The 22,532-nt window shown below is 61.9% G+C and carries 18 protein-coding genes and 1 pseudogene; 5 read left to right on the forward strand and 14 right to left on the reverse strand.

All coding sequences use genetic code 11. The features are described 5' to 3' along the window. The 11 genes and pseudogenes from G3O01_RS34205 to G3O01_RS34255 form a co-directional block, all read right to left on the reverse strand. Positions 1-365: pseudogene (locus G3O01_RS34205) on the reverse strand (hypothetical protein); the annotation flags it as partial. A 586-nt stretch (positions 366-951) separates the two neighbouring features. Next, a complete protein-coding gene (locus tag G3O01_RS34210; RefSeq protein WP_205811419.1) occupies positions 952-3,075 on the reverse strand; it encodes an ABC transporter ATP-binding protein in 2,124 nt (707 codons plus the stop codon). Continuing rightward, positions 3,072-3,947, reverse strand: a complete 876-nt coding sequence (locus tag G3O01_RS34215; RefSeq protein WP_205811420.1) for an ABC transporter permease — start codon at positions 3,945-3,947, stop codon at positions 3,072-3,074. The genes G3O01_RS34210 and G3O01_RS34215 overlap by 4 nt, the downstream gene beginning before the upstream one ends. Continuing rightward, a complete protein-coding gene (locus G3O01_RS34220; RefSeq protein WP_205811433.1) occupies positions 3,944-4,954 on the reverse strand; it encodes an ABC transporter permease in 1,011 nt (336 codons plus the stop codon). Before G3O01_RS34220 ends, G3O01_RS34215 begins: the two co-directional genes overlap by 4 nt. A gap of 31 nt (positions 4,955-4,985) precedes the next feature. Further along, a complete protein-coding gene (locus tag G3O01_RS34225; protein ID WP_205811434.1) occupies positions 4,986-6,671 on the reverse strand; it encodes an ABC transporter substrate-binding protein in 1,686 nt (561 codons plus the stop codon). Between the two features lie 267 nt (positions 6,672-6,938). Continuing rightward, positions 6,939-7,958, reverse strand: a complete 1,020-nt coding sequence (locus tag G3O01_RS34230; protein WP_205811514.1) for a HoxN/HupN/NixA family nickel/cobalt transporter — start codon at positions 7,956-7,958, stop codon at positions 6,939-6,941. Positions 7,959-7,977: 19 nt separating this feature from the next. After that, the gene (locus G3O01_RS34235) at positions 7,978-8,478 is read right to left on the reverse strand and encodes a cupin domain-containing protein (RefSeq protein ID WP_205811435.1); all 501 of its coding nucleotides are present in this window, start codon (positions 8,476-8,478) and stop codon (positions 7,978-7,980) included. Positions 8,479-9,346: 868 nt separating this feature from the next. Next, positions 9,347-11,452: an elongation factor G gene (gene fusA, locus G3O01_RS34240; RefSeq protein WP_205811436.1), complete on the reverse strand. Its 2,106-nt coding sequence runs from the start codon at positions 11,450-11,452 to the stop codon at positions 9,347-9,349. Positions 11,453-11,713: 261 nt separating this feature from the next. Further along, positions 11,714-12,232 carry a DUF192 domain-containing protein gene (locus G3O01_RS34245; protein ID WP_205811437.1) on the reverse strand — a complete coding sequence of 173 codons (519 nt, stop codon included), beginning with the start codon at positions 12,230-12,232 and terminating at the stop codon, positions 11,714-11,716. 144 nt (positions 12,233-12,376) lie between these two features. Then, positions 12,377-12,571, reverse strand: coding sequence for a hypothetical protein (locus G3O01_RS34250; RefSeq protein WP_042310425.1), 195 nt, complete (start codon positions 12,569-12,571; stop codon positions 12,377-12,379). Positions 12,572-12,974: 403 nt separating this feature from the next. Beyond that, the gene (locus G3O01_RS34255; protein ID WP_205811438.1) at positions 12,975-13,547 is read right to left on the reverse strand and encodes a pseudouridine synthase; all 573 of its coding nucleotides are present in this window, start codon (positions 13,545-13,547) and stop codon (positions 12,975-12,977) included. A gap of 334 nt (positions 13,548-13,881) precedes the next feature. Between G3O01_RS34255 and icd the strand changes: the two genes are divergently transcribed. The 3 genes from icd to G3O01_RS34270 all read left to right on the forward strand — a co-directional run bounded on the left by icd (position 13,882) and on the right by G3O01_RS34270 (position 17,371). Continuing rightward, positions 13,882-15,138: an NADP-dependent isocitrate dehydrogenase gene (gene icd, locus G3O01_RS34260; protein WP_205811439.1), complete on the forward strand. Its 1,257-nt coding sequence runs from the start codon at positions 13,882-13,884 to the stop codon at positions 15,136-15,138. 135 nt (positions 15,139-15,273) lie between these two features. Beyond that, positions 15,274-15,612, forward strand: a complete 339-nt coding sequence (locus G3O01_RS34265) for a hypothetical protein (protein ID WP_205811440.1) — start codon at positions 15,274-15,276, stop codon at positions 15,610-15,612. Positions 15,613-15,751: 139 nt separating this feature from the next. Further along, positions 15,752-17,371: a multicopper oxidase family protein gene (locus tag G3O01_RS34270; RefSeq protein ID WP_205811441.1), complete on the forward strand. Its 1,620-nt coding sequence runs from the start codon at positions 15,752-15,754 to the stop codon at positions 17,369-17,371. 93 nt (positions 17,372-17,464) lie between these two features. On the opposite strand, the gene cspD is transcribed toward G3O01_RS34270, so the two are convergent. Then, positions 17,465-17,671 (reverse strand): cold shock domain-containing protein CspD, encoded by a 207-nt coding sequence (cspD, locus tag G3O01_RS34275; protein WP_007586257.1) that lies wholly within the window; start codon positions 17,669-17,671, stop codon positions 17,465-17,467. Positions 17,672-18,212: 541 nt separating this feature from the next. Here cspD and clpS point away from each other — a divergent pair. Next, positions 18,213-18,527 carry an ATP-dependent Clp protease adapter ClpS gene (clpS, locus tag G3O01_RS34280; RefSeq protein ID WP_028368427.1) on the forward strand — a complete coding sequence of 105 codons (315 nt, stop codon included), beginning with the start codon at positions 18,213-18,215 and terminating at the stop codon, positions 18,525-18,527. Then, a complete protein-coding gene (clpA, locus tag G3O01_RS34285) occupies positions 18,524-20,824 on the forward strand; it encodes an ATP-dependent Clp protease ATP-binding subunit ClpA (protein ID WP_205811442.1) in 2,301 nt (766 codons plus the stop codon). Before clpS ends, clpA begins: the two co-directional genes overlap by 4 nt. Before the next feature lie 117 nt (positions 20,825-20,941). On the opposite strand, the gene dut is transcribed toward clpA, so the two are convergent. Together dut and G3O01_RS34295 are read right to left on the reverse strand one after the other, a co-directional pair. Then, positions 20,942-21,388 carry a dUTP diphosphatase gene (gene dut, locus G3O01_RS34290; protein WP_205811443.1) on the reverse strand — a complete coding sequence of 149 codons (447 nt, stop codon included), beginning with the start codon at positions 21,386-21,388 and terminating at the stop codon, positions 20,942-20,944. Between the two features lie 64 nt (positions 21,389-21,452). Then, positions 21,453-22,457, reverse strand: a complete 1,005-nt coding sequence (locus tag G3O01_RS34295; RefSeq protein WP_205811444.1) for an LLM class flavin-dependent oxidoreductase — start codon at positions 22,455-22,457, stop codon at positions 21,453-21,455. Positions 22,458-22,532 lie beyond the last annotated feature (75 nt).

Below are 22,532 nucleotides of genomic sequence, written 5' to 3' on the forward strand. Positions count from 1 at the left end.
TCGCCAGCAGCGCCCGCGCTTGCGCTCGCGCCGCCGCTCCCGCGGCCGCCGTTGGGCGCGCAGTTGCCGGCGTTACCTATGCATGTCCTGAGGAGAAAGACGGATGCCGCATCGTCGGCGGCTGTCGTCGTCGCGCCCGATGCCGCGCCCGTCGACGCTGCGTCGTCCGTTGCGAGCTGCGTCGCTGCCGACGCGCCGCTGGCAGGCAGCGGTGCATCGGCTGTGACGATCCACTTCGGAATTACATCGTCCGTGGACGCGGCCTGAACGAGCTGGGCCGCCATCAAACTCCCCGCGCCAACCATCAAGGTTGCCGTACCCCGTATTACTTTGTAGTAGTACGTATTAAATTTTCTGGTTTTCATCGCACCTCTCCCGAGGAAACGACGACCCCCGCAAGCCGTCATTCCTTTTTCAATGCTTCCCGACTGTGTGCCGTTGTTCGTTATGGCACGCGCTGAGCCGTTGGGCGGCGAGTCGAGCGGTTTCGCTCTTCAGGATCGCGACGCGTGCCGTTATCGCCGACATGTCGCGCGACCGTCCCTGCCTGCCATCCCGCTGCCTGCGGCTTCTGGTTTGTGCCAGGCGCCTGTTGTAATTGCCTGTCGGCGCCGGGCCGCGTGCGAGCCCCACATGGCCGGGCGAATGCGATGCTGCTTCATCCGTCCGATAAGGGATCGACTGTCCTTTCTGCGCGCCGTTGCGTCGTTCGTGATGACGGCGCGAAGCAGCGTTGCCCGAGGATTTGCCGATCCCGACGCAACCCCATGCGTGACTGTCATTTAGCGATAACCATGCCATTGCGCGCAGACGCCCGTCGCGCGTGGCATTCGCGTGACGGCTCCGTTGTGCGCGCATCGAAACGCATGAAAAACGTTTCGCACCTGAAACGCAGGCCTCGAATCGTGCAGTTTTTCGTTTCAGCGCACGGCGGCGCGGTGTGGAAGACGATCAGTTGCGCCGCTGAAGCACGCGCAATTCGTCGACGGGAATATGGCACCGGATGCGATGACCGTCGCCGGCATCGGACCACGACGGATCTTGCTGCTCGCAGATCGCGCCCAGTTTGCGTGGACAGCGCGTTTGAAACACGCAGCCGGAAGGCGGCGCGGCGGGGCTCGGCAGTTCGCCGTCAAGACGGATGCGCTGGCGTTTCGCGTCGCCGCTCTGTTCGCTGTCGTGCAGGTCGAGCGCGGGCACGGACGACAGCAGCGCTTCCGTATAAGGATGATGCGGGCCGTCGAACACGGCCGCAGCAGGCCCGATCTCGAGCAGGCGGCCCACGTACAGCACCGCGATGCGATCGGACAGATAGCGCACGACGTTCAGATCGTGCGAGATGAACACATAGCTCACGCCGCGATCGCGCTGCAGATCGGCGAGCAGATTGAGGATCGCGGCCTGCACGGAGACGTCGAGCGCCGAAGTCGGCTCATCGCACACGACGATGCGCGGATCGCCCGCGAACGCGCGCGCAATCGCGACGCGCTGCTTCAGGCCGCCTGAGAGTTGCCGCGTACGCGAAGTCAGATAGCGGTCGGGCAGACGCACAGCTTGTGCAAGCGACGCGAGCCGTGCCTCGCGCGCGTCGCCGTGCAGCGCGGACAGTCGCGACAGCGCGCGCCCGATCAGCCGCCTCACCGAATGCGCGCGATTGAGCGCCGAGTCCGGGTTCTGAAAGACGATCTGCAGCGACTTCACCTGATCGTCGTTGCGGCTGGTGACGCGCGGCGGCAGTGGCGTGCCATCGAGTTCGATCACGCTGCCCGCATCGGGCGACACGAGGCCGAGCAGCAGCTTTGCGAGCGTGGTCTTGCCGCTGCCCGATTCGCCGACGAGGCCGAGCGTCTCGCCCGTCGCGAGTTCGAGCGATACATCGTCCACGGCACGCAGCGCAGCGCCCGCAACGTGAAATGTCTTCGATACGTTTTCCGCGCGCAGCACGGGTGAGGTGTCGCGTGCGTTGTCGTAAGCGTGTACGACGGGCGCATCGACGGGCGCATCGACGGGCGTCGCGCGCGGCAGTTCCATGGCGCGCTCGTGATAATGGCAGCGCGCCATTTGATCGCCATGCCGCGAACTCACGCGATAAGGCGGCGGCGCTTCGCGCCGGCAGCGTTCGTCGGCGAGACGGCAGCGCTCCGCATAGATGCAGCCCTGCGTGATGGAACCCGGCTGCGGCAGGCTGCCTGCAATCGTGTCGAGCCGGTCGGTGTCCTTGCTGCGTCCGATCGTGGGCAGACAGCGCAGCAGGCCGACCGTGTACGGATGGCGCGGTCGCGCAAACACGTCCTGCGTCGCGCCTTCTTCGACGAGCTTGCCCGCGTACAGCACGCCGACGCGCTCGCACATCCTGCCGATCACCGCGAGGTTGTGGCTGATGAACAGCACCGCCGTGTGAAACTCCTCGCGCAATTGCGAGACGAGATCGAGCACTTCGGCTTCGACGGTGGCGTCGAGACCCGTGGTCGGTTCATCGAGTATCAGCAACGCGGGCTTTGAAGCGAGCGCCATCGCGATCACTACGCGCTGCTGCATGCCGCCCGACAACTGATGCGGATAACTCTCCATCACACGTTCAGGCTCGGCGATACGCACCTTGCGCAGCATGTCGGCCGTCTGCTTCAGCGCGTCTTCATACGTCGCGCCCGATGCCTCGAACGCTTCGGCGACCTGACGCGCGATCGTCAGCGACGGATTGAGTGCGCGCGACGGATCCTGATAGACCATCGATATCCTGTTCGCGCGCAACTCACGCAACGCGGCGGCATCGAGCGAATGCACTTCCTTGCCGGCAATCGAAATCCGGCCTGCTTTTACGCGTCCGTTGCGCGCGAGATAGCGCAGCGTCGCCATCGCCACCGTCGACTTGCCGCAGCCCGATTCGCCGACGAGACCATACGACTCGCCACGCCGGATGCGAAACGATACGTCCTGCAACACCTCGCGCTCGCGTCCGCGCGTGCGGTACGCAACAGTGAGGCCGACGATCGTGAGCGCGTCGGACTGCTCGCTCTTCGACACATCGAAGGCGGGAAACGACGCGGGCGGCGGCGGAGGAGAGGGGCCGTTCATGCGTCGACGGCTCCTTGCACGGCATCGGCGATCAGGTTCACGCCGACCACCAGCGACGCGATCGCGGCCGCGTCGAACACGACCGTCCACCACGCGCCGCCTGCCATCAACGTGTACGACTCGGAGAGCGCGAGGCCCCAGTCGGCCGAAGGCGGCTGGATGCCGAAGCCGAGGAACGACAGGGTGGCGACGGTGAAGATCGCGTAGCCCAGGCGCACCGTCGCTTCGACGATGATAGGCGGCAGCACGTTCGGCAGGATCTCCGCGAACATGATGTAGAACGCGTTCTCACCGCGCAGCTGGGCCGCGGAAACATAGTCGAGATGCCGTTCGGCGAACACGGCGGCACGCACCGTGCGGGCGGTGATCGGTGTGAACGTGATGCCGATCACGAGTATCACCGTGAGATTCGACGCGCCCACGGCAGCGAGCGCAAGCAGGGCGACGATGACGAGCGGCAGGGCGAGCACGGCATCGATGGCGCGGCCGATCACGTTGTCGACCCAGCCGTCGAAGTACCCGACCACGAGGCCGAGCGCCGTGCCTGCGAGCGTGCCGAGCAGCGTCGCGAGCGGCGCGATGGTGAGGATGTCGCGTGCGCCGACGATCACGCGCGACAGCACGTCGCGGCCCAGTTGATCGGTGCCGAACCAGTGGCCGTGTGCGGGCGGCGTGAGCGAGTTGAGCGGATCGGATGCGTACGGATCGAGCGGCGCGATCCACGTGCCGGCAATCGCGCACACGACCCACCACAGCAGGATCACCGCGCCGACGATGAAAGTCGGCGAGCGCAGCAGGATGTGCAACGTGTCGTAGCGATGCGTGCGCGGCGCGGCCGTGGCCGGTGGCGTGACAGGCGAGGTTGCGCTCATTCGGCGCTCCTCACGCGCAGACGCGGATTGAGCAGCACGTACAGCGCATCGGCGACGAGATTGGCAACGGTGTAGATCACGCCGATGGTCAGCACGCCCGCTTCGAGCATCGGAAAGTCTTTGGCCTTCGCTGCGTTGTAGATCAGCGAGCCGATGCCCTGATAGTGGAACAGCGTCTCGACGACGACGAGGCCGCCGATCATGTAGCCGAGCTGCGTCGCGGCGACGGTGATGGTCGGCAGCAAGGCGTTGCGAAGCACGTGCCGGAAGATCACGATATGCGGCGGCAAGCCCTTGAGAATCGCGGTGCGTGTGTAATCGGCATCGAGCGCTTCGACGGTGCCGGCGCGCGCCATCCGCGCGATATAGCCGAAGAACACGAGTACGAGCGGCAGCACGGGCAAGACGAGATGCTTCAGTTGCGTGAAGACACCGGCGTCGGGCGGATACGTGGCATCGATGGGCAGCCATTGCAGCCACACGCCGAACACGAGTATCAGCACGATCGACGACACGAACTCGGGCACCACCGTCGCCGAGAGACCGGCGATGCTGATCGTGCGATCGAGCCAGCGTCCCGCGTGCATCGCGGCCCACACGCCGCCTGCAATACCGAGCGGCACGACGATGATGAACGCGAGAAAACCGAGCTTCGCCGAATTCGCCAACGCACTGCCGACGAACTGCACAACCGGTTCACGATACGTGTACGACAGGCCCATGTCGCCTCGCACGAAGTGCGTGATCCACTGCGTGTACTGCGTGAGAAGCGGCCGGTCCGCGCCAAGCTGATGATTGAGCGCGGCGACCGCACGCGCATCGGCGAGCGGGCCGAGAATCGCGCGGCCGATATCACCAGGCAGCAACTGCCCGCCCGCGAACACGATCACCGACAGCAGCCACAACGTGATCAGCGACAGACCGACACGCGTGCCGACGAATCGCACGACGCGCATCGCACTGCCGCGCGGGCCGCGAGCGACGGAAGCGGAAACCGTGGTCGACATCTGTATCCCTTGCTCGCAGCGTCGCGTGCAATCAGGCCGCGAGCGTCGCGCGATCGAAATACAGCTGCGCGATCGCCGTGAAGCGCACGCCGTTCAACTGCTTGCGCGCGGCGATCAGCTGATCGTAGAAGAACGGGAAGACCACGGGCGTTTCGTCGAGCAGCAGCGTCTGGATCTGCGCGGAGACTTTCTTCTGCGCGGCGATATCGAGTGCGGCGACGTAGTCGGCCACCAGCTTGTCGTACTGCGGGTTCTTGAAGTGCGCGGCGTTCCAGGTGCCCGTGCTCGTCAACGGCGCGTTGAGGAACACGTTCGGCACGCCGCGGCTGCCGTAATCGGTGATGCCGAGCGGCGAATCGAGCCAGTCCGATTTGCCCGGCGTGCCCGAGCCGTAGTACTGCGACTGGCTCTCCACTTTCAGGTTGATGCGGATGCCCACCGCCTTCGCATAGTTCTGCACGACGACGGCGAGGTCGGGAATCTCCATGAACTTTTCGGTCGTGAGCGTCACGTCGAAACCGTTCGGCACGCCGGCTTGCGCAAGCAGTTGCTTCGCCTTCGCGACATCGATCCTGCGCTGCGGCACGCCCGCATCCGACGACGGAAACACCGGCGCGAACGGGCTGTCGTTGCCGACCTGCGCGCGGCCCTTGAAGAGACCCTTGACGATCACCTCGCGATCGAGTGACAACGCGAGCGCCTGACGCACGCGTTTGTCCTTGAACTGCGGGCTGTCGACGCGCATGTGAATCTGCCGGTGCGCGCTCGATTTCACGCCGACGACCTTGAACTCGGGGTTGTTCAGCAAACCCTGGCCGCCCTGGATGGTGAAGGTCGGCATCACGTCGGCCTGATGACCTTGCAGCGCGAGAATCTGCGCCTGCTGGTCCGCGTAGAACGTGAACTGCACGCGCTGCGGCAGCGCTTTCTCGCCCCAGTAGTCGGGATTGCGCACGAACGACACGCCCACTTTTGCCTGGTACTTTTCGAGCTTGAACGGGCCCGTGCCGATGAAGGTCTTCTCGTAGTTGCCGGCGTAGTTCGCAGGCAGGATCACCGCGTTGTAGTTGTCGGATGAAACGTAGTACGGGAAGTTGCCGTTGGGTGCGTCGAGATGAAACGCGACGGTGTGATCGTCGATGACTTTCGTGCCGCCCTTCGATAGCACGCCCTTGAGCGTCGAGAGCGCGGCCGAGCCGGCGGCGGGATCGGAGAGACGGTCGAAGGTCGCCGCGACGTCTTTCGCCGTGAACGGCTGGCCGTCATGGAACTTGACGTTCTCGCGCAGCTTGAAGGTCCACACGTCGCCCTTGTCGTTCGGCTTCCACGAGAGTGCGAGCACCGGTTTGAGCGTCTGCTTCTCGCCGTCGTCGTCGATCAGGAATTCGCCCGTCTGATTGAGCAGGCAGAGGCTGGCGGAATCGGTGACCGTCATGGGATCGACGGCGCCCGTGGGCGTGAGGTGCGCGACGCGGATCGTTGCATTCGCGCCGGCTGCGGCCTGTGCGCGGGCGCTGCGCGGCATCATCAAACCGCCGCCTGCGAGCGACATGCCGATCACGCTTGCATAGCGAAGCAGTTCACGGCGCGTGAGGCGGCCGGCGAGAAATTCGTCGATGGCGTGATTGCCGTGGGCGTCGGCGCTGCGGCGCGTCGCCTCCAGATCGAGTGCTTCGGCTGGGCGAGGCGCAAAACGCGGGCCCGCGGAATTCTTCATCGATGGTGGTCCGATCCGTTCTGTTGGGACGCCGCGCGTGGGGTCGCGGGGCGCTGCGGTGGTACTGCGGCAAAGATGCGGGTTCAGTGTAAGCGATTGCCTCCGGATTGGGAGCATTCGCTGCCGCGTGGCGTTCCCTTCAGACGAATCAGCGCGGGAGGTGTGTCGTATGCACAACGGCGCGCCGCCCACGCGGCGACTGGCGGCGTGCTGCGGCGGCCGATCCGGCGCTTCGGCGGCGCGCGCTTTTGCGCTCGCGGCGAGACGTTATCGGGCGAGCGGCGCGGGCTTGCGCCAGCGATGAAAGAGGATCGAGCCGATCCAGCACAGCATGAAGACACTGACGATGCCATAGCCGAGCACGCCGAAGTGCTCGTTGACGGACGCCACCGCATCCCATGCGCCGCCGCTCAAGCCCAGTTTGTCCGAGAGCAAGCCGAGTGCCTCGATGCCGCCGATCGCAATCGCAACGATGGCCGATACGAATGTGATGCTCGCGTTGTAGTAGAGCTTGCGCTTCGGATCGTCCATGGCCCAGCTGTAGGCGTGAACCATCAGGACGTTGTCGGTGGAATCGACGAGCGTCATGCCCGCTGTGAAGAGCGCGGGGAACACGAGGATCGAGTAGAGCGGCAGGCCTTTGCCTGCTTCCGCGGCGGCGATGGCGAGCAGGCCGATTTCGGTTGCGGTATCGAAGCCGAGGCCGAACAGCACGCCGACGGGGTACATGTGCCAGCTTTTCGTCACGAGGCGGAACAGCGGCTTGAGTGCTCGCGACAGCAGACCGGCGGGCGCACCGCGAGCGGCGTCTTCATGCGTGAGTTGACCGCCTTGCTGCACATGCCGGTAACGGCGCCACACATCGCGCAGGATCATGAGATTCACGCCCGCGAGCACCAGCAGAAAGACCGACGACACCATCGTGCCGATCGTGCCGCCGACGGCATGAAATTCTTCGAAGCGCCCGTGCAGCGAGAGCGCCGTCAACGCGATGCCGACCGTCGCGGCGACCACGATTGTCGAATGTCCGAGGGAGAACGCCAGTCCGACACCGAGTGGCCGTTTGCCTTCCTGCATCAGCTTGCGCGTGACGGCGTCGATCGCGGCGATGTGATCGGCGTCGACCGCGTGGCGCAGACCGAAGCCATAGGCGAGCAATGCGGTGCCGAGCAGGAGCGGGTAATGACGAAACGCGATCAGCGCCCACGCCCACGCGGCGAGATTGGCGGCGATCAGTCCGACGTATAGCGTGACGAGGCGAGGGCGCAGGGAGCGGGTGGGCGTCATACCTGGATTGGCGAACGGGTCAGTGGTCATGCGGGTGCTTGTGAATCGGATCGACCCAGTAGACGGTTTCGGGCTGCTCGACGGCGTCGATGTTGAGGTTCACGACGACGGCTTCGTTATCGCTGCGCACGAGCACGCATTCGAGGGGATCGTCGGTGCTTGCGTTGATTTCCTGATGCGGGACATAGGGCGGCACGAAGATGAAGTCACCGGGGCCGGCTTCAGCGGTGAATTCCAGGTGTTCGCCCCAGCGCATGCGGGCGTGGCCTCTTACCACGTAGATCACGCTTTCCAGCGCGCCGTGGTGGTGGGCGCCTGTTTTTGCATTGGGATGGATCGTTACCGTGCCGGCCCAGATTTTTTGCGCGCCAACGCGCGCGGCGTTGATTGCGGCTGCGCGGTTCATGCCTGGGGTTTGTGGTGTGTTGGTGTCGAGCTGGTCGCCTTTGATGACTTTTACGCCGTTGTCACGCCAGTCTTTTGTTGGTGCCTCCGGCGGGGTTTTGGGGTCATGGGTCATGAGGGGTCTCCTTTTGCCTGCGGCTCGGTTTTTGTATTTTGGCATGGTCAAAAAGGGTTTTGGTTTTGGTTTTGGTTTTGGGGTTTGGGTTTGGGTTTGGGTTTGGTCGGCGCTGGCATCCGCGTGATGTTTTGCCCAGTTCATGCGTTGCCCCTGTGCGGGGCGGCACTTACTTTCTTTGCCGCCGCAAAGAAAGTAAGCAAAGAAAGCGGGCTAACACCGCCCGTTCTTGACCTCCGCCTGAGGGCCCCCAACGGGTCTTCCACTTCAAACGGCGTTCTGCCATTCAATGCCCGTTGCCAACGCTTCGGCAAAGCGCCTAACCCACTTCAATCACCCGTAGCGCAGCCAGCCGCAACGAATGGTTACGGCCGCCCAGGTGGCAAACTGTGTGTAGGTCGTAGTACTGCACACGTTGGCGCTCTTACGACACCGATCGTGTTTTACAGTCCGAAGTGATGCCTGTACGCCGCGAAAGCCTACACACAGTTTGCCGCTATAGAACATGGGCGATGTGATTGCGCATGTGACGACGCGGGAGCGTGAAGCGGGTGAGGCGCCGTTTCAAGGCGCTGGCAACGGGCATTGAAAAGCAGATTGCCGTTTGAAGCGGAGGACCCGTTGGGGGCCCTCAGGCGGGAACAAGAACTGGCGGTGTTCAGCGGCTTTCTTTTGCCTACTTTTCTTTGCCGCGGCAAAGAAAAGTAGGTGCTGCCCCGCACAGGGGCGACGCGTGAAGGGGTACATCACATCGCGGATGCCAGAGAAAAGCCAGGCAAACCAAACCAAAGCAAATCAAACCAAACCAAACCGACCAACAAAAAAGGCCTGTCCAAAAAGAACAGGCCTTTCGCGCCGAGCAAAAAAACTACTTCGACTTCGAATTAATAATCGCCTCGGAAACATTATTCGGCGTCTCAGCGTAATGCTTGAACTCCATCGTATAAGTAGCACGCCCCTGCGTGAGAGACCGCAATGAAGTCGAATACCCAAACATCTCCGCTAGCGGCACTTCAGCCCGCACAAGCTTGCCGCCACCGCCGGCAATATCCTCCATGCCTTGCACAATCCCGCGCCGGCCGGAAAGATCGCCCATCACGTTACCCATGAAGTCTTCTGGCGTCTCCACCTCGACAGCCATCATCGGCTCGAGCAGCACAGGCTTGGCCTTGCGCATGCCCTCCTTGAACGCCATCGACCCAGCCATACGGAACGCGTTTTCGTTCGAGTCAACATCGTGGTACGAACCAAACGTCAACGTGACCTTCACATCGACAACGGGATAACCCGCCAGCACACCGGCCTTGAGCGTTTCCTGAATGCCTTTGTCGACAGCCGGAATGAATTCGCGTGGAATCACGCCGCCCTTGATTGCATCGACGAACTCGTAGCCCTTGCCCGGATCCGGCTCCACCGTAAGCACGGCATGGCCATACTGACCACGTCCGCCCGACTGCTTGACGAACTTGCCTTCCACGCCTTCGACCTTCGTGCGCACCGTCTCGCGATACGCAACCTGCGGCTTGCCCACCGTAGCCTCGACGCCGAACTCGCGCTTCATCCGGTCGACCAGAATCTCCAGGTGCAGCTCGCCCATGCCCGAGATGATCGTCTGGCCAGACTCTTCATCCGTCGCGACGCGGAACGACGGGTCTTCCTGCGCCAGACGGTTCAGCGCAATGCCCATCTTTTCCTGGTCGGCCTTCGTCTTCGGCTCGACAGCCTGCGAGATCACCGGCTCAGGGAAGATCATCCGTTCGAGGATGATGATGTTGTTCGGATCACATAGCGTGTCGCCCGTCGTTGCTTCCTTCAGGCCGACCGCAGCCGCGATGTCGCCCGCGCGCACTTCCTTGATTTCCTTGCGCTCGTTCGCGTGCATCTGAAGAATACGGCCGAGACGTTCCTTCTTTTCCTTCACCGGGTTGTAGACGGTGTCGCCCGAATTCACCACGCCCGAATACACGCGGAAGAAGATCAGCTGACCGACGAACGGGTCCGTCATGATCTTGAACGCGAGCGCCGAGAACGGCTCGTCGTCGCTCGGATGACGCTCCGCTTCCTTGTCGTCTTCCGTGTGGCCGAGAATCGCGGGCACGTCGACAGGCGAGGGCAGATAGTCGATCACAGCGTCGAGCATCGCCTGCACGCCCTTGTTCTTGAACGCGCTGCCGCACAGCATCGGCACGATTTCGTTGGCAATCGTGCGCTTGCGCAGACCCGTCTTGATCTCGTCTTCCGTCAGGCTCTCGTGATCGGTCAGGTACTTCTCGAGCAGCTCTTCGCTCGATTCCGCCGCTGCCTCGACCATCTTTTCGCGCCACTCGTGCGCGAGTTCCTTGAGGTTGTCGGGGATCTCTTCGTACGTGAATTTGATGCCCTGGCTCTCGTCATCCCACACGATCGCCTTCATCTTCACGAGATCGACCACGCCCTGGAAATGATCTTCCGCGCCAATTGGAATCTGGATGGGCACGGCCACGCCCTTCAGGCGATCGCCAATCTGCTTCTGCACGCGGAAGAAGTCCGCGCCGACACGGTCCATCTTGTTGACGAACGCAATGCGCGGCACCTTGTACTTATTCGCCTGACGCCACACGGTTTCGGACTGCGGCTGCACGCCGCCAACCGAGTCATAAACCATGCACGCACCGTCGAGCACGCGCATCGAGCGCTCGACTTCGATCGTGAAGTCGACGTGCCCCGGCGTGTCGATGATGTTGATGCGGTGCTCGGGATAATTGCCCGCCATGCCTTTCCAGAAGGCCGTCGTAGCTGCCGAGGTAATCGTGATGCCGCGCTCCTGCTCCTGTTCCATCCAGTCCATCGTGGCCGCGCCGTCGTGAACCTCGCCGATCTTGTGAGTCACGCCGGTGTAGAAAAGAATGCGTTCGGTGGTGGTGGTCTTGCCGGCATCGATGTGAGCACTGATACCGATGTTCCGATATCGCTCGATAGGAGTCTTGCGGGGCACGTGAACCTCCATGGAGTAGGCGCGCCGGTGAATGGCGCCGGGCTTGTGTGCTGCGGCCCGGCCGATCTCGGTGCTGCTGGTGAGACTATAAGAATAGCGTGTCGCCCCGGCTTTTGCAGGAATCCTGCCAGAAGCCGTCAGAGCAGGCGCCAGCCCTACGTTGCGGCGCGACGCAAAAAAAACAAGCCGGCGCGCCTTTCGGCTGCGCCGGCTTGTATCCGGTTCGTATGCGTTGCGGGCGGCGAGCGCGCTTATTGCTGCTTACTGCGGCGCCGGCAAGCCCTGAATCTTCATACCGGGCTTGATGCCCTTCGACGTGAACCAGCCCTTGCTCATTTCCAGCGCATAGACGCCGTTGTTCTTCGGGCAATGGTTGTTGGTGGTTTCTGCCTGCATCTCATCGATGTCGGTGATCGTGCCGTCGGCGCGCATGAATGCGATCGACAGCGGGATCAACGTGTTCTTCATCCAGAAGCAGTGCACGGCATTCTCGCCGAACACGAAGAGCATGCCTTCGTTCGGCTGGAGTTGCGTGCGGTACATCAAACCCTGTTCGCGATCGGCATCGTTCGCGGCAACGGCGGCGTCGATGACGAACATGCCTGCCGTGAGTTTGGCGCGCGGAAAATCGCCGGGCTGCTTTGCGCCCTGAGGCATCTGCTGCGCATGCGCATCTCGCACGGATATCGTCGTCATGAACGACAACACCGCGAGGGCGGCAACAGGGAATGCAATGGCAATCGCGAGACGCGCGATTAACGGGCGCAATGAAAATCGCACGAGGTAGCTCCTTGCTGAATATGAACCGCGAATGTTACGCGAGCGCGTCAAAAACAAAAAGGCAGAGAGCCTTGCGGCCATCTGCCTTTCAACGCCGTAAGAACGGCAAATCTGCTAGTTCTTGACTGCGTTATTGCAACAAACTTATTCCGATGCTGCCGAAGCTGCTGCCGGAGCTGCTGCCTTCTTGTGCGACTTCTTGTGCGAAACCTTCTTCGTTGCCTTGTGCGACGAAGCTGCTGCTGCCGGAGCTGCCGAAGCTGCTTCCGGTGCCGAAGCTTGTGCGAATGCTGCCGTTGCGAAGAGGCCAGCGACCAGAGCGGCGATCAGTTTGTTCATTTTGTGAATCCTCAGCTTTAGTTAATTAACCCAATGACCCGATCAGGTTGAGTCATGTCGTTAAACGTGCCGTCGACCTTTCGGTTGACATCCGCATTGAAGAAATTTTCGTTGCGGGTGCGAGCGTTCAGACACCTTCATACACGTCGTTGGAGCGGCTTGCATCAAGGCTCTTGAGGCTGAATGCCGGACAGCTTTAGCGGCATCTGCGTCGAGTAACGCATGAACTCGCGACGCGGTTGACGAAAATTTTCAGGAAATTTTTCGAATGTGATAACGCGTCGCAGGAGCAGACTTTCTAGCGCTTTTTGCGCGCATTTTTCTAATTGCGGATTCGAATGAAAACAACTGTCGATACAACGGCTTAGCGGAGATATCGGCATCTATTGCGGGTGCGCGATGCTCAACGTGCAAAACCTTCCCATGGTGCGCGAGCGGGCAATTCGATGCTGTCACCAGGCTGCAGACCGAGCGAAAAAATATCGAGCGCACCGACGCCGACACGCACGAGACGCAACGTCGGAAAGCCGACGGCCGCTGTCATGCGACGCACCTGCCGGTTCTTTCCTTCGGTGATCGACAGTTCGATCCACGTGGTGGGAATTGCCGCGCGATAGCGGATAGGCGGCGTGCGTGCCCAAAGCGATTCGCCTGGATCGACGAAGTTCGCGTGACAGGGCCGCGTCACGTAGTCGCCGAGATCGACGCCGCGTGCGAGCGCTTTCAGGTCTTTATCTGAAGGCGCGCCTTCCACTTGCGCCCAGTAGCGCTTCACCAGTTTGTGCCGGGGTTCGGCGATACGCGCCTGCAACGCGCCGTCGTCGGTGAGAAGAAGCAGACCTTCGCTGTCGGAGTCGAGTCGTCCCGCGGGATAGACGCCGGGCACTTTCACCCAGTCGCCCAGCGACGCGCGCGTTTCATGCGCGGAAAACTGGCAGATCGTGCCGAAGGGCTTGTTGAGTGCGAGCAGTGTCATGCGAGAACGAGGCGAAGCGGGGGCGCGCCGGATAGCAGATTAGTAAATGGCGAGATCTTAATGCATATCGCCGGACGGTCAGTCTTATGTCTTATACAAGATATAAGACATTGTCTATAACCGGGCAGCGCGCATCGGGCGTGATCGGTCTACGTGCACGTCCCGAGCGCGGTCCGGCCCCGGTGTGGGCTAGAATAACCGCCTGGCCGCTTGCTGTATCGGTTTCTGGCATCAGCACCTGCATCGGCGCGGCACCGCATCGCGCGCAAGGGGAGCGCCCCGTTTTCGCATTTCCAACCTGTTCTCACAGACCAGCTATCACTGGAGTCCGATCATGGCGTATCAGCACATCACGGTTCCGGCTGACGGTGACAAGATCACCGTCAACCCGGATTTCTCGCTCAACGTTTCCGACAAGCCGATCATCCCGTACATCGAGGGCGACGGCACGGGCGTCGACATTACGCCCGTGATGATCAAGGTCGTCGATGCCGCTGTCGAAAAAGCGTACGGCGGCAAGAAGAAGATCCACTGGATGGAAATCTTCGCCGGCGAGAAGGCGACCCGGGTCTATGGTCCCGACGTGTGGCTGCCGGAAGAAACGCTGCAGGTGGTGAAGGACTACATCGTGTCGATCAAGGGGCCGCTCACGACGCCTGTCGGCGGCGGCATCCGTTCGCTGAACGTCGCGCTGCGCCAGGAGCTGGATCTCTACGTGTGTCTGCGTCCTGTGCAGTACTTCAAGGGCGTGCCGTCGCCGCTGCGCGAACCGGAGAAGGTCAACATGGTGATCTTCCGCGAGAACTCGGAAGACATCTACGCGGGCATCGAATGGCCGGCTGGCTCGCCCGAAGCGAAGAAGGTCATCCAGTTCCTGCGCGACGAAATGGGCGTGAAGAAGATCCGCTTCCCGGACTCGTCGGGTATCGGCGTGAAGCCGGTCTCGCGCGAAGGCACAGAACGTCTGGTGCGCAAGGCGATTCAATACGCGCTCGACCACGACCGCCGCACCGTGACGCTGGTACACAAGGGCAACATCATGAAGTACACGGAAGGCGCTTTCCGTGACTATGGCTATGCGCTCGCGCAGAAAGAGTTCGGCGCGGAATTGATCGATGGCGGCCCGTGGATGAAGGTGAAGAATCCGAAGACGGGCAACGATGTCGTCGTGAAGGACGTGATCGCCGATGCGTTCCTGCAGCAGATCCTGTTGCGTCCCGCCGAGTACGACGTGATCGCGACGCTGAACCTGAACGGCGACTACATCTCCGATGCGCTGGCTGCGCAGGTCGGCGGTATCGGTATCGCGCCGGGCGCGAACATGTCGGATTCCGTCGCGATGTTCGAAGCTACGCACGGCACCGCACCGAAGTATGCGGGCAAGGATTATGTGAATCCGGGCTCGGAAATTCTGTCGGCAGAGATGATGTTGCGTCATATCGGCTGGACGGAAGCGGCGGATACGATTCTGAAGTCGATGGAAAAATCGATTCTGTCCAAGCGCGTTACGTACGACTTCGCGCGTCTGATGGAAGGCGCGACGCAGGTGTCGTGCTCGGGCTTCGGTCAGGTGATGATCGACAATATGTGAGCGCGGTTCTAGCGCCTGCTTTCTGAACAAAACCCCGGCGCGCCGGGGTTTTGTTTTGAGCTTCCGTCATCTTCACTGCAGTCCTGCTGCGTTATGATCGACGCACTTCTGTTGCCTATTGCTTTACGTGCACGCATGAAATCGTTGTGGCGCATCCTCGTCGTGTTGACGTTCGTCCTGCTCGGCATGCAGGGCGCGTCGGCGTGCGAGCATCATCACGATGCGGCGTCGCAAGCGGCGAGTGTGCATCAGTCGATGCACGCGGGCGCGGTCCATTGCGATACCAGCGATCCTTCCTGCCATCGCACGCATTCGCTTTGCTGCATGACCGCGTGCGGTGCGCATTGCAGCGCGTTGCTGTCGGGCGTTGGTGTTGCGTTGCGTATCGCTTCGTCGCAGCTGCTCGACGCCGATAGCGATCCGGCGCGCGCGAGCGTCACACGCGCACCGCCTGTGCGCCCGCCGATCGTGTGACCGTTCGATGTCAGCGCGCGTGAACTGCACGTGCGCCCGAAACCGATGCGCGTGTGAGCCCGTCATACCCGCATCCGTCACACGATCCATGCGTCGCGCGCAACCGGGTTGCCGCGCCGCATCAGCAAGGAATTGATCCATGATTCGCAGGGATTTTCTCGTACGCACGTTGAGCGCGGCCGTCGCGTCGCTGTTCACGCGCAACGTCTTCGCGCAGCATTCGATGCACGACATGAAAGGCATGTCCGGCATGAGCGATATGGACGACATGCCGGGCATGTCGTCGTCGCATGCGTCTCACGCGCACGCCACGCAGGCATCCACGAAACTCGCGCCGGAAACCGCGCTGCCCGCAGGCGCGCCGCTCGCTGCATTGCGCAAGCTTGCGAACGAAAGCAGCGAGCCGGGCATCTTCCGCGCGACGCTCGTTGCGCAACCGGTGCGCCGCCAGTTGATGCCGGGCCATTCGACGGCGCTCTGGCTGTATGGCGACGCCGCGCAGGGGCCGATCGTCGGGCCGCTGATCGACGTGAAGGAAGGTGACACCGTCGAGATCCGCTTCGTCAACCATCTGCCGCAACCGTCGACGATTCACTGGCACGGATTGCCCGTTCCGCCCGATCAGGACGGCAATCCCACGAACCCCGTCGCGCCGGGTGCGTCGCACGTGTATCGCTTCACGCTGCCGCCGGGCAGCGCTGGCACGTACTGGTATCACCCGCATCCGCACATGATGTCGGCGGAACAGGTGTTTCGCGGGCTGGCCGGGCCGATTGTCGTGCGCGCCGCCGACGATCCGCTCGCCGCGTTCCCCGAGCGTCATCTGTTCTTCTCGGACCTGAAGCTGGCTAGCGACGGGTCCGTCGCGCCGAACGACATGATGGACTGGATGAACGGCCGGGAAGGCCAGTTCGTGCTGGTGAACGGCGCGCGCCGTCCGCGCATCGATGTCGCGCAGGATGAGCGCTGGCGTCTGTGGAATGGTTGTAATGCACGCTATCTGAGCGTGTCGTTGGGCGGTAAGACTTTTACGCAGGTCGGCACGGACGGCGGCCTGCTCGACAAGCCGCGCGACGGACTCACGGTGTTGCTGCTCGCGCCGGGCGAGCGGGCGGAGATTATCGTGCGTGGCGGTGCGCAAGCGTCGACGGCAATTCTCACCGCTGCCGCGTACGACCGCCGCAAGATGACGATGACGGAAGGCCAGAGCCTGCCCGCCGATCCCGCCAAACCGCTCGCCGATGTCCATTTCGCGCCGAACGCTACGGCGCGTGCGGTGCCGCCTGCGTTGCGGCCCAACACGCCGCTGCTCGCAGCAGCGGACTCAGCCGACAAAGCACCGCACAAATCCGTCGTTTTCACGGAGGCGATGGACATGACGGCGATGCATCGTCCCGGTGCAATGATGTCGGCGCTGCCGCCCGGCATGCAGTTCATGATCAACGGCGCGAGCTTCGATCCGAAGCGCATTGCACTGACCAGCAAGCGCGGCGAAGTCGAAGTCTGGTCGATAGAAAACCGCACCGATATGGATCATCCGTTCCATCTGCACGGCACGCAGTTTCAGGTGATCGGACGGGAGCGGGGCGGCGTCAGTACGCCAGAGCCGTATCTCGCATGGCGGGATACCGTGAACGTGCAGCCGGGCGAGACGGTGCGCATCGCCACGGTGCAGCATGACGCGGGCGAGCGGATGTTCCATTGCCACATACTGGAACACGAGGATCTCGGCATGATGGCAACCCTCAAGGTTGTCTGATTGTTGCCGTAGTTATCGATAGAGACATCGCCGACGCCAGAAACGAAAAAACCCGGCATGAAGCCGGGTTTTCAAGGCTTTGGGCCCAAACGTTCAGGCTGCGGACTGAATGTTCGATGCCTGCTTGCCCTTCGGGCCTTGAACGACCTCGAAGCTAACTTTCTGGCCTTCCTTGAGGGTCTTGAAACCGTTCATCTGGATAGCCGAAAAGTGTGCAAACAGATCCTCACCGCCTTCGTCGGGCGTAATGAATCCGAAACCTTTCGCGTCGTTGAACCACTTGACCGTACCAGTTGCCATACCAACTTCCCCTGTAACTCAAAAGCTGCCACGAGCCCTCGAAAAGCTCAACGACCACGGGATGCAGTCGTCCCTCCTCACAAGCTCACCAACGGCATTTTTTCGTATAGACCGCTTATTGAAAAAAGTGCCAGCTTGATTGTTGAGTCTCTTTATTCGAGTGTCAAGAAAATTTTGAGACGCCCATTTCTTCGTTGTAAAGACCCAATTTCCAGGGTTTCTCCCGCTTTTCTTATGTGCGGTGGCGCAAGCGGCGCGTCTTGAAAAGTCGCATAATCGACTCACATGCAGTTCAACGGTGAAGCGGCCGATGGCGAGGTTGGCGTGTCATCAGCTTGCTGGCCCGGGTTGTGCGATACTCGATCCGACTGCAGTCATCAAGCTGCAATGCAGAATTACCGGAGGGCCGCCACCGCACGCGGCCCGGCGCAGAGCGCACCCGCGAGAGGCTGCTCCACAGGGCCGGAGGGAACCGATGTCCGGCCAGCCGGTCGGGTTTTGACAGGATTGCGGGCCTGTCCGAGTTGTTTAGAATGGGTGTATGGCGATTATCCCGGACAAGCAGGACAACACCGTACTGGAGCGGCAGGAACAAAAGCTGAAACCGCCTGCCATGTTCAAGGTGGTGTTGTTGAATGACGATTTCACGCCGATGGAATTCGTCGTGATGGTCGTGCAGGAATATTTCAATAAGGATCGTGAGACCGCAACGCAGATTATGTTGAAGGTCCATCGCGAAGGCAGGGGAGTTTGTGGGGTCTACACGCGGGACATCGCGTCGACCAAAGTCGAGCAAGTCGTTACCCACGCGCGGCAGGCAGGGCATCCGCTGCAGTGCGTGATGGAGGAAGCATGATTGCCCAGGAACTGGAAGTCAGTCTGCACATGGCGTTCATGGAAGCACGCCAGGCACGGCATGAGTTCATCACGGTCGAACATCTTTTGCTGGCGCTGTTGGACAACCCGACTGCGGCGGAAGTGCTACGCGCATGCGCGGCCAACATCGAAGACCTGCGTCAGAACCTGCGCAACTTCATTCACGACAACACGCCGACCGTTCCGGGCACCGACGACGTCGACACGCAGCCCACGCTGGGTTTCCAGCGTGTGATCCAGCGCGCGATCATGCACGTCCAGTCCACCTCGAACGGCAAGAAGGAAGTGACGGGCGCGAACGTGCTCGTGGCGATCTTCGGCGAGAAGGATTCGCACGCGGTCTACTACCTGCAGCAGCAGGGCGTGACGCGTCTGGACGTCGTCAATTTCATTTCGCACGGCATCGCGAAGACGAACAGCTCGGAAGCTGCGAAGTCGACGGATGCGAACGCGGAATCGGACGAAGCCGCCGCGCAGAAGGAAACGCCGCTTGCGCAGTTCACGCAGAACCTGAACCAGATGGCCAAGGACGGCCGCATCGATCCGTTGATCGGACGCGAAGCGGAAGTCGAGCGCGTCGTGCAGGTGCTGTGCCGTCGTCGCAAGAACAATCCGCTACTGGTTGGCGAGGCGGGCGTCGGCAAGACGGCCATCGCCGAAGGTCTCGCATGGCGCATCACGCGCGGCGAAGTGCCGGATATCCTGGTCGATGCGCAAGTGTTCTCGCTCGATATGGGCGCGTTGCTCGCGGGCACCAAGTATCGCGGTGATTTCGAACAGCGCCTCAAGACGGTTCTGAAGGAACTGAAAGAACGTCCGAACGCGATCCTGTTCATCGACGAAATTCATACGCTGATCGGCGCGGGCGCCGCATCGGGAGGCACGCTGGACGCATCGAATCTGCTGAAGCCGGCGCTGTCGTCGGGCACGCTCAAGTGCATCGGCGCGACGACGTTCACGGAATTCCGCGGCATCTTCGAAAAAGACGCGGCATTGTCGCGTCGTTTCCAGAAGATCGACGTGACTGAGCCGACCGTCGAGCAGACGGTGGCGATCCTGCGCGGCCTGAAGTCGCGCTTCGAAGAGCACCACGGCGTGAAGTATTCGTCGGGTGCGCTGTCGGCGGCGGCTGAGCTGTCGGCACGCTTCATCACGGATCGTCATCTGCCCGACAAGGCGATCGACGTGATCGACGAAGCGGGCGCGGCGCAACGCATCCTGCCGAAGTCGAAGCAGAAGAAGACCATCGGCAAGAGCGAGATCGAAGAGATCATCTCGAAGATTGCGCGCGTGCCGGCGCAAAGCGTCTCGCAAGACGACCGCAGCAAGCTGCAAACGCTCGACCGCGATCTGAAGGCTGTCGTGTTCGGTCAGGATCCGGCAATCGATGCGCTGTCGGCATCGATCAAGATGGCGCGCGCGGGTCTCGGCAAGACGGACAAGCCGATCGGCGCGTTCCTGTTCTCCGGTCCGACGGGCGTCGGCAAGACGGAAGTGGCGCGACAACTGGCGTTCACGCTGGGCATCGAGCTGATCCGTTTCGACATGTCGGAATACATGGAACGTCACGCGGTGAGCCGCTTGATCGGCGCGCCGCCGGGATATGTCGGTTTCGATCAGGGCGGTCTGCTGACGGAAGCCGTGACGAAGAAGCCGCATTGCGTGCTGCTGCTCGACGAAATCGAGAAGGCGCATCCGGATATCTACAACGTGCTGCTGCAGGTGATGGACCACGGCACGCTGACGGACAACAACGGACGCAAGGCGGATTTCCGCAACGTCATCATCATCATGACGACGAATGCGGGCGCCGAGTCGATGCAGAAGTCGACGATCGGTTTCACGACGCGCCGCGAAACCGGCGACGAAATGGCCGATATCAAGCGCATGTTCACGCCTGAGTTCCGCAACCGTCTGGACGCGACGATCAGCTTCCGCTCGCTCGATGAAGAAATCATCATGCGCGTGGTCGACAAGTTCCTGATGCAACTGGAAGATCAGCTGCACGAGAAGAAGGTCGACGCGCTCTTCACGGATGCGCTGCGCAAGCATCTGGCGAAGCACGGTTTCGATCCGCTGATGGGCGCACGTCCGATGCAGCGTCTGATCCAGGACACGATCCGTCGCGCACTGGCCGACGAACTGCTGTTCGGCAAGCTGATGAGCGGTGGCCGCGTGACGGTCGACGTCGATGCGGACGACAAGGTCCTGCTGACCTTCGACGAAAACTCGGCGCCGCCGCGCAATCCGAATCCGGAAGCGGTGGAAGTCGACTAAGCGTCGATCGCTCCGAAGCGAACAAAAAAACGGCGTGGGTTTCACAACCCACGCCGTTTTTATTTGCTACGCGCTGAAAGCTTCAACGAGCTTCAACGCGCGAAGCTGAGCAATGTCTCAGTGTTTGCCGGTGCTGCCGAAGCCGCCTTCGCCGCGATCGCTCGTCTCGAACTCATCGACGATATTGAACTCGGCCTGCACGACGGGCACGATCACCAGTTGCGCGAGACGCTCCATCGGATTCAGCGTGAACGTGGTCGTACCGCGATTCCACGTCGAGATCATCAACTGGCCTTGGTAATCCGAGTCGATCAGGCCGACCAGATTGCCCAGCACGATACCGTGCTTGTGACCAAGACCCGAGCGCGGCAGGATCAGCGCCGCGTAGCCGGGATCGGCCAGATGGATCGCGAGGCCCGTTGGCACGAGCGCGGTCTGGCCGGGTTCGAGCGTCATCGGCGCGTCGAGGCACGCGCGCAGATCGAGGCCCGCGCTGCCCGTCGTGGCGTAGGCGGGAAGTTGTTCGCGCATGCGCGGGTCGAGAATCTTCAGGTCGAGTTTCATGCAGTTCGGTGAGAGGTTGAAGAAGTTGTGGCGTCCACCATCGCGATGGACCGCCGTGATCGATTCATGACTTGCCGAGATCAAACGCTTCGGCAAGCAGCTGATACGAGCGCAACCGCGCGCGATAACTGCCCGCGACGGTCAGCACGATCAGTTCGTCGGCGTCGAACTGTTCCTGCAACGCGTGCAGCCGTTCCGTGACGGATTCCGGCGTGCCGATGATGCTACGCGGCTTCTCGCGGTCGATGATCAGTTGCTCGCGTTCGCCATATTCCTGTGCGAGTCCTTGCGCGACGGACGGAACGGGCGCGTTCAATCCGTAGGCCATTTGTACGCGCCGCAGATCGACGGCTTTTTCAAGCTCGATTGCTTCCTGCTCCGTGTCCGCGCAGATCACGAACACGGCAGCCGCGAGATACGGCTTCTGTTCGTTGCCAGCCTTGAAGCGCTCGCGATAAGCCTGCGCGACGGCATGCCCGAAATGCGCATTGATGAAGTGCGCGAATGAAAAACGGATGCCAAGTTGCGCCGCCAGCATGCCGCCGAAATCGCTGGAACCGAGCACCCACAATTGCGGACGCGTGTCGATCTGCGGCTGCAGCAGCACGCCGTGCGCAAGATGATCCGAAGGCAGCGTGCCGTTCATCAGCGCGACGAGATCGGCGACCTGCTGCGGGAACAGTTCGCCGCGATTGTAGGCGCCGGCGGCAACCGCCTGTGCCGTGCGCATGTCGCCGCCCGGTGCGCGCCCGACGCCCAGATCGACGCGGTTCGGAAACAGCGCCTCGAGCATCAGGAACTGCTCGGCGACCTTGAACGGGCTGTAGTACGGCAGCATGATGCCGCCCGAGCCGATGCGAATGCGCTTCGTCACACTGCCGAGCCGCGCGAGCATCACTTCCGGGCACGGGTTCGATACGCCGTAGAGCCCGTGATGTTCGGCGCACCAGTAGCGCGTATAGCCGAGGTCGTCGGCGAGTTGCGCGAGTTCGACCGTCGCGGCGATCGCGTCGGCCACCATATGCCCGTCGATAACGGGCGTCTGGTCGAGCACGGAGAGCAGGGTCATGACAGCACCTTGGCGTTAGCTGATGGATTGCGTTGGAGCGTGACGATTCGTGATGACGCGACGAGCGCGACCGCG

It is taken from the genome of Burkholderia sp. Ac-20365 (assembly GCF_017104715.1).
Taxonomy (GTDB): Bacteria; Pseudomonadota; Gammaproteobacteria; order Burkholderiales; family Burkholderiaceae; genus Paraburkholderia.